12 protein-coding genes and 2 pseudogenes are annotated in these 21,143 nt (G+C 57.3%); 5 read left to right on the top strand and 9 right to left on the bottom strand.

All coding sequences use genetic code 11. From position 1 onward, the window contains the following. Positions 1 to 2 precede the first annotated feature (2 nt). Together ACQG0T_RS07005 and ACQG0T_RS07000 are read right to left on the bottom strand one after the other, a co-directional pair. On the bottom strand, positions 3 to 1,943 hold the full coding sequence (locus ACQG0T_RS07005) for a MacB family efflux pump subunit (protein ID WP_060460217.1): 1,941 nt from the start codon (positions 1,941 to 1,943) through the stop codon (positions 3 to 5). Continuing rightward, positions 1,940 to 3,127, bottom strand: coding sequence for an efflux RND transporter periplasmic adaptor subunit (locus ACQG0T_RS07000; RefSeq protein WP_023303343.1), 1,188 nt, complete (start codon positions 3,125 to 3,127; stop codon positions 1,940 to 1,942). Before ACQG0T_RS07000 ends, ACQG0T_RS07005 begins: the two co-directional genes overlap by 4 nt. Positions 3,128 to 3,797: 670 nt before the next feature. Here ACQG0T_RS07000 and iroB point away from each other — a divergent pair. The 4 genes and pseudogenes from iroB to ACQG0T_RS06980 all read left to right on the top strand — a co-directional run bounded on the left by iroB (position 3,798) and on the right by ACQG0T_RS06980 (position 11,082). After that, a pseudogene (gene iroB, locus ACQG0T_RS06995) lies at positions 3,798 to 4,911 on the top strand (salmochelin biosynthesis C-glycosyltransferase IroB). Between the two features lie 141 nt (positions 4,912 to 5,052). After that, positions 5,053 to 8,712, top strand: coding sequence for a salmochelin/enterobactin export ABC transporter IroC (gene iroC / locus ACQG0T_RS06990; protein ID WP_047735303.1), 3,660 nt, complete (start codon positions 5,053 to 5,055; stop codon positions 8,710 to 8,712). A gap of 101 nt (positions 8,713 to 8,813) precedes the next feature. Next, positions 8,814 to 10,042 (top strand): annotated as a pseudogene (locus tag ACQG0T_RS06985) (alpha/beta hydrolase-fold protein). Between the two features lie 83 nt (positions 10,043 to 10,125). Next, positions 10,126 to 11,082, top strand: coding sequence for an alpha/beta hydrolase (locus tag ACQG0T_RS06980; RefSeq protein ID WP_032647796.1), 957 nt, complete (start codon positions 10,126 to 10,128; stop codon positions 11,080 to 11,082). Between the two features lie 44 nt (positions 11,083 to 11,126). Here the strand turns inward: ACQG0T_RS06980 and iroN are convergent, their stop codons facing one another. The 7 genes from iroN to mntR form a co-directional block, all read right to left on the bottom strand. Next, complete coding sequence (gene iroN, locus ACQG0T_RS06975) at positions 11,127 to 13,301, bottom strand: siderophore salmochelin receptor IroN (protein WP_023296162.1); 2,175 nt, start codon at positions 13,299 to 13,301, stop codon at positions 11,127 to 11,129. A gap of 346 nt (positions 13,302 to 13,647) precedes the next feature. Then, on the bottom strand, positions 13,648 to 14,688 hold the full coding sequence (locus tag ACQG0T_RS06970) for an aldo/keto reductase (protein WP_015571054.1): 1,041 nt from the start codon (positions 14,686 to 14,688) through the stop codon (positions 13,648 to 13,650). Between the two features lie 102 nt (positions 14,689 to 14,790). Beyond that, entirely contained in the window at positions 14,791 to 16,314 is a 1,524-nt protein-coding gene (locus ACQG0T_RS06965) for an efflux transporter outer membrane subunit (protein WP_017384913.1), read from the bottom strand. After that, a complete protein-coding gene (locus tag ACQG0T_RS06960) occupies positions 16,314 to 17,885 on the bottom strand; it encodes a DHA2 family efflux MFS transporter permease subunit (RefSeq protein WP_015571056.1) in 1,572 nt (523 codons plus the stop codon). The genes ACQG0T_RS06965 and ACQG0T_RS06960 overlap by 1 nt, the downstream gene beginning before the upstream one ends. Next, on the bottom strand, positions 17,882 to 18,976 hold the full coding sequence (locus tag ACQG0T_RS06955; RefSeq protein WP_015571057.1) for an HlyD family secretion protein: 1,095 nt from the start codon (positions 18,974 to 18,976) through the stop codon (positions 17,882 to 17,884). The genes ACQG0T_RS06960 and ACQG0T_RS06955 overlap by 4 nt, the downstream gene beginning before the upstream one ends. A 101-nt stretch (positions 18,977 to 19,077) precedes the next feature. Beyond that, the gene (locus ACQG0T_RS06950) at positions 19,078 to 20,187 is read right to left on the bottom strand and encodes an anion transporter (RefSeq protein ID WP_017384914.1); all 1,110 of its coding nucleotides are present in this window, start codon (positions 20,185 to 20,187) and stop codon (positions 19,078 to 19,080) included. Then, positions 20,184 to 20,657: a manganese-binding transcriptional regulator MntR gene (gene mntR / locus ACQG0T_RS06945; RefSeq protein ID WP_015571059.1), complete on the bottom strand. Its 474-nt coding sequence runs from the start codon at positions 20,655 to 20,657 to the stop codon at positions 20,184 to 20,186. The genes ACQG0T_RS06950 and mntR overlap by 4 nt, the downstream gene beginning before the upstream one ends. A 183-nt stretch (positions 20,658 to 20,840) precedes the next feature. On the opposite strand from mntR, the gene mntS reads away from it, so the two are divergent. Next, positions 20,841 to 20,969, top strand: coding sequence for a manganase accumulation protein MntS (gene mntS, locus ACQG0T_RS06940; RefSeq protein WP_017384915.1), 129 nt, complete (start codon positions 20,841 to 20,843; stop codon positions 20,967 to 20,969). Positions 20,970 to 21,143 lie beyond the last annotated feature (174 nt).

Raw genomic sequence — 21,143 nt, 5'->3', positions numbered from 1 at the left:
GGTTACTCGCTGGCCAGTGAAACGACCGGATCCATCCTTGCTGCCTTGCGTGCAGGGAGATAACCAAAGATCATGCCGATTAAAGTTGAGCAGAAGAATGCGGCAGCAGCGGCCTGCCACGAATAAATGGCGGTGAAAATGCCCCCTGCCAGCGCGGTGAACAGCGCTCCGGCGGCATACGACAGTGCAATACCTAACACTCCGCCTATTAGACATACCAGCACAGCCTCAATCATAAACTGCTGCATGATATCGCCCTGACGCGCACCGACCGCCATTCGTACGCCAATCTCATGGGTCCGTTCCGTAACCGACACTAGCATGATATTCATCACCCCAATGCTGCCGATCATCAGCGAGATGCAGGCCACCATCAGAATCAGGATGCTAAAGGTCATTGAGGTCCGTTCGATTGATTGTCGAATCTGCTCGAAATTATAAAGCTGGAAGTCTTTCACGCCGTGGCGTTGAGTGAGAAGCTGAGAAATAGCGCTGACCGCTGCCTCGTTGGCAACATCATCCTTAAGCCTTACGCTGATGCTGGTCAACACCGGTTTTCCTGTCATTCGATACATCACCGTGCTGTAAGGCATCCAGACGTTAATGCGATTAGGCGCATAGCTTCGGCTGTTCCCTTTGGCGATGCCGACAACCCGTGCAGGCACGGAACCCAGAAAAACGATTTGCCCAAGTGCCTTGAGTCCCGCATCGTCAAATAACGCCTTGCGGGCGTTTTCATCAATGATGACTTCCTGCGAGGCATTTCGATCGTCCTGGAAAGTTGATCCCTGCAACAGTTCAATACCGTTTACGCGAAAATGATCGCGCCCAACGCCATTGATCGTGGCGGTAGCGGATTTACCCAGAAAGCGAATGTTGTCGGAAGCGTTAACTTCGGGGCTGACGCTGTCAACAAACCCCTGCTTTGCTAATGCTTCGGCGTCTGCCGGGACCAGTGTACGAATGGCTTCAGTGCTGTCGTCAAAGAAATCCCTTCCCGGGTAGATGCTCACCACGTTGGTTCCAAGCTCCTTGATATTATCAAGGGTTCGCTGTTTCGCGCCTTCTCCCAGTGCCACCACCGTAACAACCGCGGCGATACCAAAAATAATGCCCGTCATGGTTAACGTCGTGCGCAGGCGATGCGCATTCATCGCTTTTAACGCCATGTGCAGGGATTCACGGGTACGGTCAACAATACTTTGCCACCAGCTTTGCTGAACGCTGTCAGGTCGTTTAAGGGCAACCCCGGAGGTAACACGACTGCCGGTATCAGAAATAATTTCACCGTCACGCAGCTCAATAATACGGTTAGCATGCTGCGCTACCTTCATATCATGTGTCACCATAACCACGGTATGGCCACGCTGATTCAGTTCACTGAGTATTGACAGTACCTCCTGACCGGACTGCGTATCCAGCGCGCCGGTGGGTTCATCCGCCAGAATGATTTCACCGCCGTTAATCAGCGAGCGGGCAATACTCACACGCTGCTGCTGGCCGCCTGAAAGCTCTCCCGGCTTATGATGTTCACGACCTTCCAGCCCGAGTCTTCCAAGCAATGTCGCCGCGCGCAGACGGCGCTTTTCGCGCTCACTGTTGGCATAAATCGCCGGAATTTCAACGTTACTTAACGCGCTCAGGTCGGGCATTAAATGATAACGCTGGAAGATAAAACCGATGTGCTCACGGCGGATCCTTGCCAGATCGTCAGGTGAAAGCTGGGCGGCATTTTGACCGCTGATAAAGTAATCGCCACAATCAGGGACATCGAGACAGCCCATAATATTCATCAGGGTTGACTTACCGGAACCGGAGGCGCCGATGATCGCGACCATCTCCCCAGCAGCGATAGTCAAATCAATCCCTTTAAGCACGGTGAGATCCTGTCCACCGTTCCTGTAGGTGCGGCTGATGTCCTTGAGTTCTATGATATTACTCAAGATACAAACCCTTCCCCGGGCGCTTTTTCACCCGGCTGCGATAACACAACATGTTCCCCGACTTTTACACCGTCCAGGATCTGGATATCCACACTGTTAGTAATGCCGGTTTTGACCTCACGGGTTTCCAGCCGGTTATCACTGGTCAATATCTGCACCTGCTGTTTGTTGCCACTCACCTTGTGCACAGCCTGAATCGGCACCAGTAACGTATTTTTAGCTTCTCCAGCCAGCAAGGTCACCTGTGCTGTCATGGCAATTCGCAGCCGATTTTCTGGATTGGGGACATCCAGCAGCGCGTTGTAGTACACCGAAGCATTTGACGTGCCTGACCCTGAGGCTGAGCTACTGCTGGCAAGGCTATCATCTTTCATAACCGACTCAGGTGCCAGTTCAACGGTACGTAACGTGGCGTCATAATGCTTATCCGGCTCAGAGAAAATGGTGAATCTGGCTTTCTGTCCCGGTGAAATTCGCGTGATATCCGCCTCAGAGATCTGGGCTTTAATTGTCATCACGTCCAGACGTGCGAGTTTGATAATGGTCGGCGCACTTTGGCTGGAGTTAACCGTTTGGCCCTGTTGGGTGACAACGGCAATAACAATGCCGTCCATGGGAGCAACAACTTTTGTATAACCCAAATCGACCTTTTTCTTGTCGACATCAATTTGCGCCTGGACGAGTTTGGCATTCAGTGCCGATAGCTCAGCGCGGGTACTGGCCAGCGTGGTTTCAGCCGTTTCGAAATCTTCTCTCGAGCTGGCATCCTCATTTAACATCTGGCGCTGGCGCTTAAAACGCAATGAGGCTTGCTTCAACTGCGCCTGCTTAGCCTGAAGGTCCGCTTTTACCACGTTGAGAGCAGCTTCTGCGTTGCGTAAATCATTCCGCTGCGGCACGTCATCAATTTCAGCGATGAGCTGTCCTTTAGTGACACGATCGCCTAACTTCACTTTCAGCGACTTAACCTGGCCAGAAACCTGTGCCCCAACGTTGACCCGCTCAATCGCATCAATTCGACCGGTAGCAAGTACGGCGTTTTCAATATCGCCGATGCGTACTGGAGCGGTAACATACTCAGGAACCTCGGGGCTTCTCAGGAAGAAGAACAAGGCGATGCTAAAAATAATTAGCAGAGCCGCAGCACAGGTCATTACGCGTCGGGGAGGGAATTTTGTTAACATTACGCAGGTTTTCCATAACGATAAACAGCAGTGAATCAGGCATCATAGTAACATCGCCAGTATTTACGGGAGGTAAACCCGCGCTATTTGGTGAAGTAGCGTCATCGTAGACCCCCGCCATCAATTACACAGAATCACCAGGTCCGCCTGTAAACCGCCGCAAGCGTGGGATTTTGTGCCTAAATCCACAGAGTCCCCTTTTGCTGAGCCCCACCTGCGATTTTTCCCATAATCGATTCATTGTGCATTAAGTGCTTAATTATAGTTGCAACTCACATATGATAATAGTAATTATTATCATTAGCATTTGCACTGATGGTTTATCTGGCAAGGTATACAGAGGTATCAGGAAACAAGCCTCTCCAGGTTTGTTGAACGGTCTCACACTCAACAAATGCATCTGAACACCGCGGCGTGGCAGCACGACGCCGCCTGGGCTGTTCAAAAGGACAACGGCGCGTAAGCGTTAATGGAAGCCGGGACAAGGAATTCCCGATTCACCAGCCTACGTCACGGAATAGTCAGCGACAGGACCGTTCGTAAGGCTGATGAAACTCAAAAAGGACGCAGCGTCTGTCAAAGCAGGCTTAACGAAAATTAACGTCCTGCTGCTGGCATATGACTGCGTCGACTTCCTGATTTAGTTCGTCAAGCGGAGAGGGATTTTCTCATGCGTATTTTGTTTGTAGGCCCGCCTCTCTATGGGCTGCTGTATCCTGTGCTGTCTCTGGCACAGGCGTTTCGCGTTAACGGCCATGAAGTGCTGATCGCCAGCGGAGGAAAATTCGCCCAAAAAGCGGCAGAAGCAGGGCTGGTGGTATTTGACGCCGCACCCGGTTTTGATTCTGAAGCTGACTATCGCCGCCGCGAGGCACAGCGAAAAGAAAGCAACATCGGCACAAATGGGCAACTTCTCATTCTTCAGCGAAGAGATGGCCGACCACCTGGTGGAGTTTGCCGGACACTGGCGGCCCGATCTCATCATCTACCCGCCGCTCGGGGTCATCGGGCCTCTGATTGCCGCCAAATACGATATACCGGTCGTAATGCAAACCGTCGGCTTCGGCCATACGCCCTGGCATATCAAAGGCGTAACGCGTTCGCTCGCGGACGCCTATCATCGCCACGGCGTTGGGGCCGCACCGCGCGATATGGCCTGGATCGACGTAACACCACCGAGCATGAGCATTCTTGAAAACGACGGAGAACCCATTATTCCCATGCAGTACGTCCCGTACAACGGCGGCGCGGTGTGGGAACCGTGGTGGGAGAGGACGCCCGACCGTAAACGTCTGCTGGTGAGTCTCGGTACCGTCAAACCGATGGTCGACGGCCTTGACCTGATCGCCTGGGTGATGGATTCCGCCAGTGAAGTCGATGCCGAGATCATCCTGCATCTTTCGGCCAATGCGCGGTCGGATCTGCGCTCACTGCCCTCAAATGTTCGCCTGGTCGACTGGATACCCATGGGAGCCTTCCTGAACGGCGCAGATGGCTTCATTCATCATGGTGGCGCGGGCAATACCCTGACGGCGCTGCACGCCGGTATTCCACAGATCGTCTTCGGCCAGGGTGCCGATCGCCCGGTAAATGCCCGCGCTGTTGTCGAACGCGGCTGCGGGATCATCCCCGGCGACGACGGCCTGTCGAGCAGCATGATCAATGCTTTCCTCGACAATCGCGCGCTTCGCGACGCCTCTGAAGAGGTAGCGGCGGAAATGGCAGCGCAACCCTGTCCGAGCGAGGTGGCGAAAAGCCTGATCGCGAGGGTACAGAAAGGGTAGCCACTACGCCGTCATGACGATCATACGCCAGCACGCATCCAGGAGATACGCCCGTAACAATGCGGGACCGGATCGGGCTGGCGCTTTTTTTTGCACAGCGATCCGACTTGGATCCTATTGTTTACAGACGGAGGAGGCTTAATGCCTGCGACTCACTCTCCCACTCCTGCGCGGTCCTGGATAGTTCGCCTGGCACGCGTGTGCTGGGAACGTAAGAAACTTAGCATCATCGTAGTGGTAGCGTCGGTCTCGACCATTCTGCTGGCCGCGCTGACGCCGTTGCTGACAAGGCAAGCGGTGAACGACGCGCTGGCGGGCAATCCGACTCGTCTGCCGTGGCTGGCCTGCGGGCTATTGCTGATTGCCTTTTTTGATTTCATCGGTAACTACGTGCGCCGCGGTTATGCCGGGGAGCTCTCGCTCTGGGTGCAGCACACCCTGCGAGGACGGGCATTCGACAGTATTCAAAAACTTGACGGCGCAGGCCAGGACGCACTGCGCACCGGGCAGGTGATTTCACGGACCAACAGCGATCTGCAGCAGGTGCATACCCTGCTACAGATGTGCCCGGTGCCGCTGGCGGTGTTCACTTATTACATTGCCGGCATTGCCGTGATGCTGTGGATGTCACCCGCCATGACGCTCATCGTCGTGTGCGTACTGACATGCCTGGCTATCACTGCGCTGCGCGCGCGTCGCCGGGTCTTTGCGCAAACCGGGCTGGCCTCGGACCGACTGGCAAATCTCACCGAACATATGCGCGAGGTGCTGGCGCAGATCTCAGTGGTAAAATCCTGCGTGGCGGAGCTGCGTGAAACGCGCTGGCTGGATCGCCAGTCGCGGCAGATGGTGCGGGTACGCATCGGCGCGGCCATCTCGCAGGCGATGCCAGGTGCCACCATGCTGGCGCTACCGGTGCTCGGGCAAATCGTCCTGCTGTGCTACGGCGGCTGGTCGGTTATGCACGGGCGCATCGATCTCGGCACCTTCGTGGCGTTTGCCAGCTTCCTCGCGATGCTGACCGGGCCAACCCGTGTACTGGCATCGTTTCTGGTTATCGCCCAGCGCACCCAGGCGTCCGTGGAGCGCGTGTTTGCTCTGATCGACACCCGTTCGCAGATGGAAGACGGGACGGAGGCGGTTAACGGTCAGGTTATCGGGCTGCAACTGGAGAATATGAGCTTCGAGTACCGTGGCGGCAGACGCATCCTCAGCGATGTCTCCTTTTCCCTGCACGCCGGTGAAACGGTGGCGGTAGTGGGCGCATCGGGTTCCGGGAAATCCACGCTGCTGATGCTGCTGGCGCGTTTTTACGATCCCAGCGCCGGAGAGATATGGCTCAACACCAGCGCAGGCCGACAGAACCTCCGCGATCTCAGGCTGGAGGCGCTTCGTCGTCGGGTAGGCGTTGTGTTTGAGGATGCTTTTCTGTTTGCCGGTACGGTGGCGGAAAATATCGCCTACGGGCACCCTCAGGCAACGGCGGACGACATTCGCCTCGCGGCGAGGGCAGCAGGAGCCAGCGATTTTATCAACGCCCTGCCGAAAGGTTTCGATACCCAATTAACCGAACGCGGTACGAATCTTTCCGGCGGACAGAGGCAGCGAATCGCGCTGGCACGGGCGCTCATTACCGCGCCGGAAGTGTTGATCCTCGATGACACCACCTCGGCGGTCGATGCCGGTACTGAAGCGGAGATCAACACCGCGCTGAGTCGCTATGCTGACGAAAAGCATATGCTGCTGGTGATTGCCCGACGCCGTTCGACGCTTCAGTTAGCCAGCCGGATTGTGGTGCTGGATAAGGGCCGGGTGGTGGACACCGGAACCCAGGCAGAACTTGAAGCGCGCTGTCCGGCGTTCCGCGCGCTGATGACCGGCGACGGCGATTTCCTCGCGCCTTCCCACAGTGGGCCTAACGGATTGTGGCCGACCGTACCAGCGGCACAAGACGATGCGGCGCAGACGGGGGATAAAGGCTTTGTCGCCCGTATGACGCGCGTGCCGGAAAATGCAGTACAGCAGGCGCTGGCCGGTAAAGGCCGCAAAGTTACGTCGCTGCTGAAGCCCGTGGCGTGGATGTTCGTCATCGCCGCCCTGCTGATCGCCCTCGATTCGGCGGCAGGCGTCGGGGTACTGATACTGCTGCAGCGCGGCATTGACTCCGGCGTTGCCACAGGCGATATGTCGACTATCGGCCTCTGTGCCCTATTCGCCCTGTGCCTGGTGGCCGTGAGCTGGTGCTGTTATTCACTACAGACTGTCTTCGCCGCCAGAGCGGCAGAGTCAGTCCAGCATACGGTGCGCTTGCGCAGCTTCGGCCATATGCTGCGTCTTGGTCTCCCCTGGCATGAAAAGCATGTCGATTCGCGTCTGACCCGCATGACCGTAGATGTGGACTCTCTCGCCCGCTTTCTGCAAAACGGCCTTGCCGGTGCAGCCACCAGCCTGGTGACAATGTTCGCCATCGCCGCCGCCATGTTCTGGCTCGACCCGCTCCTGGCGCTGACGGCATTAAGCGCGGTGCCAGTGGTCGCACTGGCAACCTGGATTTATCGCCGCCTCAGCTCCCCTGCTTATGCGCAGGCGCGGCTGGAAATAGGCAAAGTCAACAGCACCCTGCAGGAGAAAGTCTCCGGCTTGCGCGTTGTGCAATCGCATGGCCAGCAGGAACAGGAAGCCGCCCGGCTGCGCGCGTTATCGGATCGGTTCCGTGCGACCCGCGTACGTGCGCAAAAATACCTTGCCGTCTATTTCCCGTTCCTGACCTTCTGCACCGAGGCCTCCTATGCCGCCGTTCTTCTGGTGGGTGCATCGCGGGTCGCCGAAGGCGAAATGACCGCCGGGGTGCTGGCGGCTTTCTTCCTGCTGCTGGGGCAATTCTATGGGCCAGTGCAGCAGTTATCAGGAATTGTCGACGCCTGGCAGCAGGCGACGGCCAGCGGCAAACATATCAATGAACTGCTGGCGACCGAAGGCACAGAGAACATCGAGCCCTCTTCCGCACCGCCCGCCACCGGCGCGCTGCATCTTGATGAGGTCACGTTCAGTTATCCCGACAGCCCTGAACCCGCGCTGAACAAACTTACCCTGACAATCCCTGAGGGAAGGGTCGTCGCGGTCGTTGGTCGCAGCGGTGCGGGTAAGTCAACGCTGATTAAGCTGATCGCCGGATTGTATTCCCCCACCCACGGCAGGATCAGCATTGGCGATCGGATAATTGATGATGCCTCGCTTGCCGATTACCGTCGCCAGATTGGGCTGGTCGATCAGGATGTGGCGTTGTTTAGTGGTGATATCGCGGAAAACATTCGTTATTCACGGCCATCCAGTACCAATGACGACATTGAGATTGCCTCTCAACAGGCAGGGCTGTATGAGACGGTGCGCAATCTGCCGCAGGGATTCCGCACACCGGTGAATAACGGCGGTGCCGATCTGTCCGCAGGTCAGCGCCAGCTGATTGCGCTGGCCCGCGCACAACTGGCGAATGCTCACATCCTGCTGCTCGATGAAGCCACGTCACGCCTGGATCGCACATCCGAAGAGCGATTGATGTCATCGTTAACAGACGTCGCGCACGCCGGGAAGCACCTGGCGCTGATTGTGGCGCACCGTCTGACCACCGCGCAGCGCTGCGATCTGATTGCCGTTATCGATAAGGGGCAGCTTGCGGAATACGGCACCCACGAACAGCTGTTAGCGGCCGGCGGCCTCTACACCCGCTTGTGGCATGACAGCGTCGGCAGCTCTGTTCCCCATCGCCAGCACGACATCACGGGGGAAATCGTGGAAGAGTAATTGCGCACGTAAGACATTACAAAACACGCGCTAAAGCGGCTGTTCCCGGAATAGCCGCTTTAGCTATTTATACTGACACCCTTCATATTCAAAGAGAGTGAATGCTGAACATGCAACAACATCCCTCTGCTATCGCCAGGCTGCGCAGCCAGCTGGCAGCAGGCCACATTGCTAACCTTTCTGACTTCTGGCGAGACGCTGAGTCGCTAAATGTACCGCTGGTGACGCCAGTCGACGGAGCGAAAGACGAGCGTGATGTGACATTTCTATGGCGCGCCAGGCACCCTCTACAGGGCGTTTATCTGCGTCTGAATCGGGTGACGGATAAAGAGCACGTGGCGAAAGGGATGATGACCGCCCTTCCCGCGACGGATATCTGGACTCTGACACTGCGTTTACCTGCAAGCTACTGCGGCTCCTATTCGCTGGTGGAAATCCCCCCGGCACCCCGGCCGAGACGATTGCACAGTCCGGAGGCCGCTTTGCTACCCTCGTCGGGCACGCCGATCCGCTAAACAAAACGCCGGGGATCAACGTTCGGGGAAGCACACAGGAGTCGGTGCTGGCGCTTGATAAAGCCCCCGCCCAGTCCGAATGGCGCGGCGGGTCACCCAGCGGGCAATTGCTTACCTCGGCGCGCACTCTCGCCGGGGAATCGCGCCGGGTTCGGCTCTATCTGCCGGACGTTGATGTTTCGCAGCCCCTCGGCCTGGTGGTACTGCCCGATGGTGAAACCTGGTTCGATCACCTTGGCGTATGCGCGGCAATTGACGCCGCCATAAACAACGGACGCATCGTGCCTGTGGCTGTACTTGGCATCGACAATATCGATGAACACGAGCGAACTGCGATACTCGGCGGGCGCAGCGAGCTGATAAAGGATATCGCCGGCCAGTTGTTGCCGACGATCCGCGCCGAACACCCGCAGCGGCGGTGGGCAGACCGTTCGCGCACCGTGCTGGCCGGACAGAGCCTCGGCGGGGTCAGCGCGCTCATGGCCGCTCGTTACGCACCGGAAACGTTCGGGCTGGCGCTCAGCCACTCCCCTTCGATGTGGTGGACGCCAGAGGGTGCCAGCCGGCCAAACGTGTTCAGCGAAACCGATACGTCATGGGTGAGCGAACATCTGCTTTCTGCCCCGCCGCAGGGCGTGCGCATCCGCCTGTGCGTGGGATCGCTGGAAGGTTCGACGGTACCCCACGTTCAGCGGCTGCATCAGCAGTTGCTTACCGCTGGCGTCGACAGCCATTGCGCAATGTATACCGGGGGTCACGATTACGCATGGTGGCGCGGCGCACTGATTGACGGGCTTGGTTTACTCCAGGGTTGACTTGACCCGCGAACACTTTCAGGCAACTGTACAGGCTTCCTGAATAAAGAAAATGTCACCTGCGGAAAAGGAATAAACATCAGATGTATGCCCGCGAGTATCGCCCAACACGCTCACGCAAGGCGCTTGTCACTCTTCTTTCTGGTCTCACCCTTATCTGGAATGCGCACGCTTTCGCAAAGCCGGATATGCAGCCACTGGGGCCGAATATCGCCGATAAAGGCTCTGCGTTTTACCATTTCAGCGTCAACTCGTTCGACTCCGCCGATGGCAGCCGCCATTATCGGGTATGGACGGCCGTGCCAAATAAAGCCGCACCGGCGTCGGGCTACCCGATTTTATATATGCTCGACGGCAACGCAGTTATGGACCGCCTGAACGACGACCTGCTCAAACAGCTGGCAGAAAAATCACCGCCGGTGATTGTGGCTGTCGGGTATCAGACCAACCTCCCCTTCGATCTCAACGGCAGGGCCTACGACTATACGCCAGCAGCAGAAAGCGGCAAAACGGATACCCGCAACGGGCGTTTTAGCCGTAAGAGTGGGGGTAGCAACGACTTTCGCCAGTTACTGGAAACGCGTATAGCGCCAAAGGTGGAACAGGGATTGAATATCGATCGGCAGCGTCGCGGCCTGTGGGGGCACTCCTACGGCGGCCTGTTCGTGCTGGATGCATGGCTGTCTTCCCCTTATTTCCGGACGTATTACAGCGCCAGCCCGTCGTTGGGCAGAGGCCATGATGCGCTACTGAGCCGCATCACGGCGGTTGAGCCGTCGCAATACTGCGCCAGGCGCCTGATGATAATGGAAGGTTCGGCGACGCCGGGCGATAACCGGGAAACGCATGCTGCCGGAGTGCTGACGAAAATTCATGCCACCCTCGCCACGCTGGAAGATAAAGGCGTCAATGCCGCCTTTTGGGATTTCCCAAACCTGGGACACGGGCCGATGTTCAACGCCTCCTTCCGCGGAGCGCTGTTAGATATCAGTGGTGAAAACGCAGGTAACACAGCTGGCTGTCATTCATTAAGCCGCTAAACACTGCCCGCCTTGACGCGGGCAGTACACCTGTAACACTACGATCAAAATGACGCGGTAACACCGGCATAATAAGCCCGGCCAGGCTCGTTATAGGTATTCGCCCCTTCGGAAGATCGGTAAATCTGTTTATCTAAGATATTGCTGACACCAACGTTAAGACGCAGATTTTTATTAATATCGTAATTGAAGTTCGTCCCCACCAGCGAATAAGCGCCCAGCTCTTTACCTGACAGACCGCCAGTATCTTCACTACGAGTTTCCGAATGAGTACGCGGTTTTTGTCTGCCGTATAACGTCCAGTTGACGCTGGCAGAGAACGCCTGGGTGATGGTCCAGTCAAGCGAGTTATTAATGGTGTATTTCGGGATGATCGACAGCGGATTACCGGTGTCTTTTTGCTCCGAGGTGATCATCCAGGTGGCATTGGTATTCCAGTTCAGACGATCTTTCACCAGCGGGAACGCCATGCTGGCTTCGATACCGTCCACCAGCGCTTTCCCGCCGTTCTGCCACTGGAGAATATATGCGCCGGAAGCGGTTTGCCCGATAACATTATCGCCGGCCACGATCTTATTCTGGTAGTCATTGCGGAAGTAGGTCACGCTGGCATGGTAATCTTCCCAGGCGAACTCCAGCCCAATTTCTTTATTGATGCTAATTTCCGGATCGAGATCTTTATTACCGATCAGGTAGCAGCCGCCCGATGTAATATCTTTTGGACAACCGTTGCCTTTCGAGTAGAGCAGATAACCTTCGCTGGATTGATACAGGTTTGGTGCTTTAAAGGTTCGGGCAATCCCCGCTTTGACTTTGAAGTAATCCCCCAATTCCTGCGAGAGGTTCAGGCTGGGGCTGAAGTTACCGCCGGAATCGTTGAGATAATCAAAGCGCAGGCCGGGAATGATATTCGTGCCGGGAACCGGCTCAATATTATCTTCAATATACAGCGCACTGATTTGGGAATGGTTTTTACTGCTGCGATCCGCAGCCGAGCCAGAAATGCCGCCGATATCACTGTCATCCACGGTCAGGCTGGTAGAGGAAGGATCGTCGAGCTCATCGCGGCTCCACTCCGCACCCACGGTCAGCGTTTGATCGACCAGCGCATTCAGCGGAATATTAAGCTCGCCGCTGGTTCGCCAGGAGCTCAGGCGATTGGTCGTGAACTTTTCATCCGCCGAAATACGCCCTTCACCGCCTCCGGATAATCCTTCATTCATGCGGGTGTTATTGGTTTTCTCGTAATAGACACCAAAACGGCTTTGACCCCAGTCCCAGATACCATTATGTGTAATGCCATAATTCTGCCGGTACAGGCGGTTCGTCTCTTCGCCGGATTTCGCCAGGCTTTCAGTGACGGCACTGGAAGAACTGTTTTGCGTATCGCCCGCATAGATATTCCCCTGGCGGCTATATCCGGCTTCGAAATCGATAATTTGCTGCGGATTTAATTTCCACGAGACAACGCCGTTAATATCTTTGTTGCGCACCCCTTCATGCCCGGCCGCGTTTTTCGTACCGGCCGAGGAGTTAATATCCCAGCTGTCGGCATCGGTTTTATTCAGGTTTCCGTACAGGCGCATGGTCAGCGCATCGCCAGCCAGCGGCCCGCTAAGGCTGAAGTTGGCGCGACGCGTAGCGCCTTCGTCGCTGCTTTCCGGCTGGTTGGTGTATAACGACAGCGAACCGTGCCAGTCGTTGGTAGGGCGTTTGGTAATGATGTTCACCACCCCGCCCGCTGCGCCCGAACCGTAGCGTGCCGCCGCAGGGCCGCGGATCACTTCAATACGCTCAACCTGTTCCGGTGGCACCCAGTTGGTGTCGCCGCGGGTATCACGCTCTCCACGCCAGCTATAACGCACGGCGTTGCGCGACGTCACCGGCACACCATCAATTAAAATTAAGGTGTTCTCCGGCCCCATGCCGCGAATGTCGATCTGGCGGTTATTACCACGTGTACCCGAGGCGCTGTTGCCGGTCAGATTGACACCGGGCATTTTGCGAATAATATCGGAGAGATCGTTGACCGGAGGGTTCTTTTTAATATCTTCGCTGGTAATAATCGACACGCCCGGCTGCTGTTTGAGTACCTGCTCAGCGGTGGCTTCCACCACCAGGGTCTCGTCGTTATCATCGGAGGATTTTGCCAGTGATACCTGACTGTTCAACCCTGCCAGGAGCGCAGTGAGCGGCCAGAAGATCTTGATAATTCTCATACCCATTCCCTAATACATGCCTAACGTAAAAGTGATCGATCGTTAAGCTCACATCCTTGCCAGATATTTTAAACTGCCATTATTTTTATAATAAGAATGATAATTAATATCATTTGGAGAGGATTAAGGCAATCCTTAATACACGGATGCGCGCATTAATGAAACGCACGCATTGGCCCGGAGTGATTCTTCCCGGGTACCGCCCTGTGCGTTCGTAAAGCTGGCATACTGAAACAGCGGAAGAAGAGAACAGCCCATTGGTATTTCGTGTAGTGACATAACGTTAATATGTCATTACAAGGGAACGCAGCCCCGGTAAGCGCAAGCGCCACCGGGGAAAGAAAGGTTATTGTTGCGCTAACTGATTGCGACGGTACTCGCCCTGGCGCTCCAGCATCCAGCCAGGATACTCGCGCGGCAGCGCGCTGACCGCATCCAGCTGTTTCAGCTCATCATCGCTCAGCTGAATGCCGGTTGCGGCAATGTTGTCATCCAACTGATCGACCCGTTTCGCCCCGATGATGACGCTGGTCACCGCCTTCTGGTGCAGCAGCCACGCCAGCGCGATTTGCGCCACGGAAACGCCTTTACTTTCAGCGATGGTACGCATCACGTCCACGCAGTCGAAGGCGCGATCTTTATTCACTGGCGGGAAGTCGAACGCCAGGCGACGACTACCGGCCGCGCTCTGCCCGTCGCGATCGTATTTTCCGCTCAGCAGACCACCCGCCAGCGGGCTCCATACCATCAACCCGACGCCTTCGCTCTGCATCATCGGCACCAGTTCGCGCTCAAGGTCGCGCCCGGCGATGGTGTAGTACGCCTGCAATGAGGCAAAACGCGCCAGCCCCAGACGCTCAGAGATGCCGAGCGCTTTGGCAATCTGCCATGCCGCCCAGTTCGAGACGCCGATATAGCGTACGTGACCGTGCTGCACAAGATTATCCAGCGCGTAAAGCGTCTCCTCGATGGGGGTCGCGGGGTCGAAACCGTGTAGCTGATAGAGATCGATATGATCCAGCTGCAAGCGACGCAGGCTCTCCTTCACGCCGCTGATGATGTGATAGCGCGAGCTACCGCGCGAGTTCACCCCCGCTGTGCCGGTTTCACCGAACACCTTGGTGGCAACGACCACGTTTTCGCGCGGAATTTTCAGGTTCTTCAGCGCCTGCCCGGTGATCTCCTCTGAACGCCCTTCCGAGTAGACATCTGCCGTGTCGATAAAATTGATCCCGGCGTCCAGCGCGCGGCCCACCAGCTGCTCGGCGTCGCTTTGCTGAAGCTGACCAATTTTGCCCCACATGCCGCCTTCACCGCCGAAGGTCATGGTGCCGAGGCAGAGTTCAGAAACAAACAGTCCGGTATTGCCCAGTTTTTGATAACGCATAACGCTTTCCTCGCATGTCGATTGGGTGTCTGTTAGTTATACCCGCCCCCCAGCCATCGCGAATGTGGCGTTCCTGTCCGTTTCTTGCCCAATCCTCTGAATCTATCCGCGCGGGGCGTCGCCAAAGACGCTGTAGTCTGGCAGCCGTACCTGCTGATACGGCTCCCAGCCGCCGCCGAGGGCTTTGTAGAGCGCCACCAGGTCAAGCGCGCTCTGCACCTGCGCCTGCGCCCGCTGCTGTTCGGCCTGAGCGAGCTGACGCTGGGCGTCCAGCACGTCAATAAAGCTGGCGATCCCCTGCCGGTAGCTGTCGCTGGCGAGATCAAAGGCGTTTTGCAGCGCGTCGATGGTTTTCGCCAGGCCCGCTTCACGCTGCTGGTCGGTGCGATAGCTCACCAGCGCGTTTTCAACGTCGCCGAGCGCCGTCAGTACCGTCTGGCGATAGTCCAGCACTGCCGCCCCCTGCTGCGCGCGCGCCACCTTGACGCTGGAGACCAGCCGACCGCCCTGGAAAATCGGTATGGAAACCTGCGGGCCAAAGCTGTAGAAGTGGCTGCTCCAGTCGGTCAGCCAGTTAGATTCACTGTTGCGCAGGCCAAACTGTCCGGAGAGGGTAAAGCTCGGGAACAGTTCTGCCACCGAGACGCCAATCTGCGCCGTGGCGGCATGGAGATTCGCCTCGGCTTCGCGCACGTCCGGGCGACGGCGGGCCAGCGTCGACGGAATACCGGTCTGCACAATATCTGGCAGGGCAGGCATCGGCTGCACGGATTGCAGTTCGGCATCCAGCGCGCCCGGAGGTTTGCCGAGCAGGATCGCCAGCCCGTTCATCGCCTGGCGTTCCTGCGCCTGATACTGCGGCAGCTGCGCTTCAAGATTGCCCAGCTGCGCCCGGGCGTTCTCCACGTCCATCTGCGGCGACAGCCCGCCCCGCTGGCGGCTTTCGGTCAGATCCAGCGTCTGCTGTGCGCTTTCAATTTGCGTATTAAGCGTGGCAATGATGCTCTGCGCCCCACGCAGCTGTAGCCACGCCCGCGCCACTTCGGCTTCCAGCGAGACCAGCGCATCGTTACGCTGCTCGATCGCCGCCCGCTGCTGCGCCTCAGCCGCTTCTACCTGACGGCGCACCTTGCCCCACAGGTCGATTTCCCACTGGGCGTCGAAGCTGCCCTGATAGAGGTTTATCGGCTGCGTCAGCGGGCCTAACGCGCCCCGCAGTTCAGGATCGACATTATTCAACTGGTCATACACGCCGTGGGATTTCAGCTCACCTTCCAGCCCAAGCTGCTGGCGCGTCGCCTGCACATTGCCATTCACCGACGGGAAAAACGCCCCGCCGGCCTGGTTAATCTGTTCGCGCGCGCCGGCAATGCGTAATACCGTTTGCTGTAGCGTCAGATTCCCGGCGATGGCGCGTTCAATCAGGCTGTCGAGCTGCGGCGAGCCGAAGGTTTTCCACCAGCGCGGGTTAGTGGCCGCGGAGGAAGTTTGCGATTTCACCGCGCTGTCGCCCTTATCGTTCCAGTGCGTGGTGGCGGGCGGTGCAGGCTGTTGGTAGTCCGGCCCGACGGCGCAGCCCACCAGCAGCATCATTATCATCAGGGGGTGTAAACGTCTGTGTATCATCAGTGTGCTCCTGCACTCCCCTCGCTCTTAACCGGCGAGAGCAACAAACAAAACGGAATCAGTAATAGGGCCACCGCGCTCAGAATGGTGAAGACGTCGATGTAGGCCAGAAAGCGCGACTGCTCGATCATCGTCTGGTACATCCGCCCGGTGGCAATGCCGGTCGGATCGCCCACCTGAGTGGTGAAGTTCTGGATCGCCTGGGCGCTTTCGCGAATCGCCAGCTGGAACTGCTCGTTAAACGGCGAAGCGTGGTAAGCCAGATGCGCGCTGTGCGCCTGCGAGCGCTCGGTGATCGCCGCCGTCGAGAGAGAAATCCCAATCGAGCCGGCCACGTTGCGGAACATGGTAAACAGCGCCGCTGCGTCGGCATTGAGCCGCCTCGGGATCGAGATAAAGGCGATGGTGGTCAGCGGCACAAACAGGAACCCCAGTCCAATCGACTGCGCGCTGCGGAACAGCACCAGCGTTTCGAAGTCGATATCCGGCGTCAGCGTGCGGGACCAGAAGAACGACACCGCCAGGCAGGTAAAGCCGAAGGCGATGATCCAGCGCGTCTGCACCACCGGCATCAGCTTCAGCACCAGCGGGATGGTCAGCACAATCAGCACCGCGCCGGGCGAGAGCACCAGCCCGGACCAGGTGGCGGTATAGCCCAAATCCTGCTGCGCCAGCTGCGGAATAACCACCGAACTGCCGTACAGGATCATCGCCATCCCCGCCATCAGCAGGCTGGAGATCGCAAAGTTGCGGTCCTTCATACAGTGCAGATCCACCACCGGCTTTCTGGCATACATCAGCCAGTAGATCGCGCCGATAATGCCGACCAGCGTCAGTACTGCGAAGGTGCGGATAAAGTTCGAATAGAACCAGTCATCATCTTCGCCCCGGTCGAGCATCACCTGCAAACAGCCAAGGCCGAGGGCGATCAGGCCGATCCCCGTCCAGTCGACGGTGAGCTTCTCTTCCGACTTTTTCTCCCACGGCGGATCTTCCAGCAGCTGATAGATGGCCAGCACCGTCACAATCCCTACCGGGATATTGATAAAGAACACCCAGCGCCAGGAGTAGTTATCGGTGATCCAGCCCCCCAGCGTGGGACCGAGTACCGGCGCGACGATAATGGCAATGGATGAAAGGCCAAAGGCTTTGCCCCTGTCCTCCGGCTTGAAGTAGTCGAGTAGCACCGACTGCTGGGTAGGCTGCAATCCGCCGCCAAAGAACCCCTGCATCACGCGGAACAGGATGATTTGCCATAGCTCGGTGGCGATGCCGCACAGGAACGAGCAGATGGTGAACATCACAATGCAGATCAGGAAGAACTGCTTGCGACCAAACAGGCGGCTCAGAAAGGCCGAAATCGGCAGCACGATGCCGTTCGCCACCAGGTAGCTGGTGAGCACCCAGGTGGATTCGTCATAGCTGGCCGAGAGCGACCCCGCGACGTGGGGCAACGCCACGTTGACGATGGTGGTGTCCAGAATTTCCATAAACACCGCCAGGGTGACCACAATCGCCACCGCCCACGGGTTACTGGCGGGCTTCCAGTTATCGTGGCTGTGATCCGTCATTCCACGGTGACCTTCGGTTCAACCGACAGCCCCAGCGGCAGCGGCTTGTTCGGATCCAGCCCTTTATCAATGACGATTTTCACCGGCACGCGCTGAACGATCTTCACAAAGTTACCGGTGGCGTTTTCCGACGGGAAGGCGGAGAAGCGCGAGCCGCTGCCCTGCTGGATGCTGTCGATATGGCCTTCCAGCTCCATATCCGGCCAGGCATCGACGGACACGGTCACTTTGTCGCCCGGCTTCATGCGCTCAAGCTGCGACTCCTTGAAGTTCGCCACCACCCACACGTTCGGGGAAACCAGCGAGAACAGCGCCGTACCTGCCTGCACCAGCGTACCGGGCTGGACGTTGCGTTTGGTGACAAAACCGTCGAACGGGGCGCGGACTTCGGTATAAGAGAGGTTCAGGTTGGCGGTTTCCAGCTGCGCTCTGGCCTGATCGACCTGCCGTTCGCGGGCTTCGACGTTGGTCTCCTGCTGGCGGATTTGCAGCTGAACCTGCTCCGCCACTTCCAGCTGCGCCTGCGCGCTGGCCAGACCCGCCTGGGCACTCCGCAGTTGAGCGTTCGCGGCATCGATACTTTGTTGCGTGGTCGCGCGCGGGTCAACGCCGCGCTGACGGCGGTACTCCGCCTGCGCGTTGGCCATATCCGCCTGAGCTTTCAGTACCTGGGCTTTGGCTTCATCGCGCTGGGCGGGATATTGCACCTTCGAGAGCGCCAGCTGCGCCTGCGCCTGGTGCAACTGCGCAACCGCCAGCCCAAGCTGGGCCTGGGCCTGATCGCGCTGGGCGGTGGTATCACGCGGATCGATCACCACCAGCACATCCCCTTTCTTCACGCGCTGGTTATCCCGCACGCGAAGTTCGGTGACGTAGCCTGCCGTTTTTGGGGCAATGGTCACTACGTCGCCGTCGGTGAAGGCGTCGTCGGTGGTCTCTTCGTTACGGGTTAAAAACCACCAGACCAGCGCCACAATCACCATCACGATGACCACGATGCCAAGGATAATTAACGGTTTTTTCCCCGGGCGCTTGCGCTCGTTATTGTTTTGATCCTGCTCGTCAGCAGGTGGGTTTTGATCTTCTGCCATAGTTCAGCAACAGTCCTGTCAGTGAGCGGCATCACACTATGCCGTTCACTAAAGCTAGGACGTTGCTATACATTTGCCAGGAAAAACTGACAAATTGCGCACTATATGAGAAGGAATAGTCCGAAACCGACCGCCGCTGACCAGAGCAGCATCGGGATTGACCATAAATGGAAGCGCCACCAGATGCGGCGATCGTTGGCCATCCGCAGGGCGATGAGGTTGGCCAGCGAGCCAGGCAGCAGCCCAAAGCCGCCGACGTTGACCGCCCACGCCAGCAGTACCGTTGGGGGAACATAGTTAAGCAGCAAAATGGTGGACGGCACGTTACTGATCACTTGCGAGAGACCAATCGCCGTCAGCCATAATCCCGGCTGTGACAGACCGCTGACGCTATGGAGAACGTTCTGCAATACAGGGAGCTGGATCAGGAGATGGACGTCAATAAACATCGCCATAAACACCAGCAGCAGCGTCCAGTCAACGCTCACCAGCACCCGCCGGGCGAGGAACAGGAAGCCGCACGCCACCAGCAGCGCGCCCGCCAGCGCCTGGTTTAACTCCAGCGCGATAAGGAAAACGATATACAGCCCCAGGCAGCTCCAGACGAGACGCGGCTGCCACTGGGGGCCGGTTGTACCGCTGTGGTACTGCAACGATTTATTCGGGAAAGCAAACCAGCCCACCGCCAGCAGCGACGCCACGATCGCCAGCGCCAGCGGCGCCATCTGCCCGGTAAACGCGGTAAACGACAGGCCGGAGCGTCCCCACAGCAGAATGTTCTGCGGGTTACCGATAGGCGTGAGCAGCGAGCCCGCATTGACGGCCAGCGCTTCAAAGATAATCAGACGGGTAACCGGTATTTCGCACAGCTTACGCAGCGTGAGCGTAAGCGGCACCACGATAAAAAGCGCCACGTCATTAGTGAGAAACGTCGACAACAGCGCCGCCGAAAAGACCATAAACAGGGCCAGCTTGCGCTCGGTGGCGAAGCGGCGCACCATTTTGCGCCCCAGCACGTCAAAATAGCCGCTCAGCTCCACGCCTTTGGTGAGCATCATCAAACCGCTCAGAGTAATAATGGTGCGCCAGTCTATGGCCGCCGGCCAGGTGTGCGGCGTGAAGGGCACAAAGACGCTGAGCCCAACGCCAGTGATCAGTAAAAGATGGAAAAAGCGATCGCGTTTCAGGGCCTGCAAGCCGGGGATGTTCATTCAGCGGAGGGACCGTATTTGAGCGTAAACTCGCGGAACTTCAACAGCGTCTCTTCACTGACGTGGTGTTCCATACCTTCGGCATCCCGACGGGCAATTTCCGGGCTGACGCCCAGCACCAGTAAAAAATTCTCGACGATCTGGTGTCGCTCGCGGCTCTCCTGCGCCAGCTTCTCGCCCTCAGCGGTGAGAAACACCCCGCGCCAGGGGATCATTTCGATCAGCCCGACCGACGCCAGACGTTTTAACATTTTGGCAACGGTTGGCTGCGACACCCCCAGGCGTGCGGCCATATCCACCTGGCGCGCTTCTCCAACCTCACGGATCAGATCAGAGATCAGTTCGACATAATCATCAATCAGCTCCCGGCGGTGCGCCTCACGCACCTGGCGGAAGCCTTCCACATGCTCTTCAACGTTCACCAGTTGCGTCGTTTTTTTTGTTGTTGGCTTACCTGCGCGACGGTTCATTGTGCTTCCTCAATGGGGTTGACGCTTCCAGCGCCCTGTAACGGAGCGCACATTGTAAACCATAGCTCTACAAGCACAAAAAATTAACGAATTAGCCATAGCTATACAATATAGCCTGTGCTATATCTGTATGTAATGCAGTCACCCTTCACGGATCGAAGGGATCATGAATCAGGAGGTCTTATGAATGAATTCAAGAGGTGTATGAACGTGTTTACCCACTCTCCTTTTAAAGTGCGCCTGATGCTGTTGAACATGCTGTGCGATATGTTTAACGCCAAACCGCAGCAGGACGACAATTCTTCCCACTAAGCGGCGTCGCGGTACGCCGCTTCATTTTCCCGTCACACTTACGTTGTAAACTGGCCTGTTCCCGATTATTTTTGCGGATTTGCAGCCCCCTTCGCAAAACATCTGTTTAGCAACTGTTGACCTTAATTCACGCTCGCACTATCTTCTTGCAGCCCTGCACAATTTGCGGCTCGC

The organism is Enterobacter cloacae complex sp. 302F9, assembly GCF_050030335.1.
Lineage (GTDB): Bacteria > Pseudomonadota > Gammaproteobacteria > Enterobacterales > Enterobacteriaceae > Enterobacter > Enterobacter hormaechei_C.
This window is presented reverse-complemented; position numbering and strand designations above follow the sequence as displayed.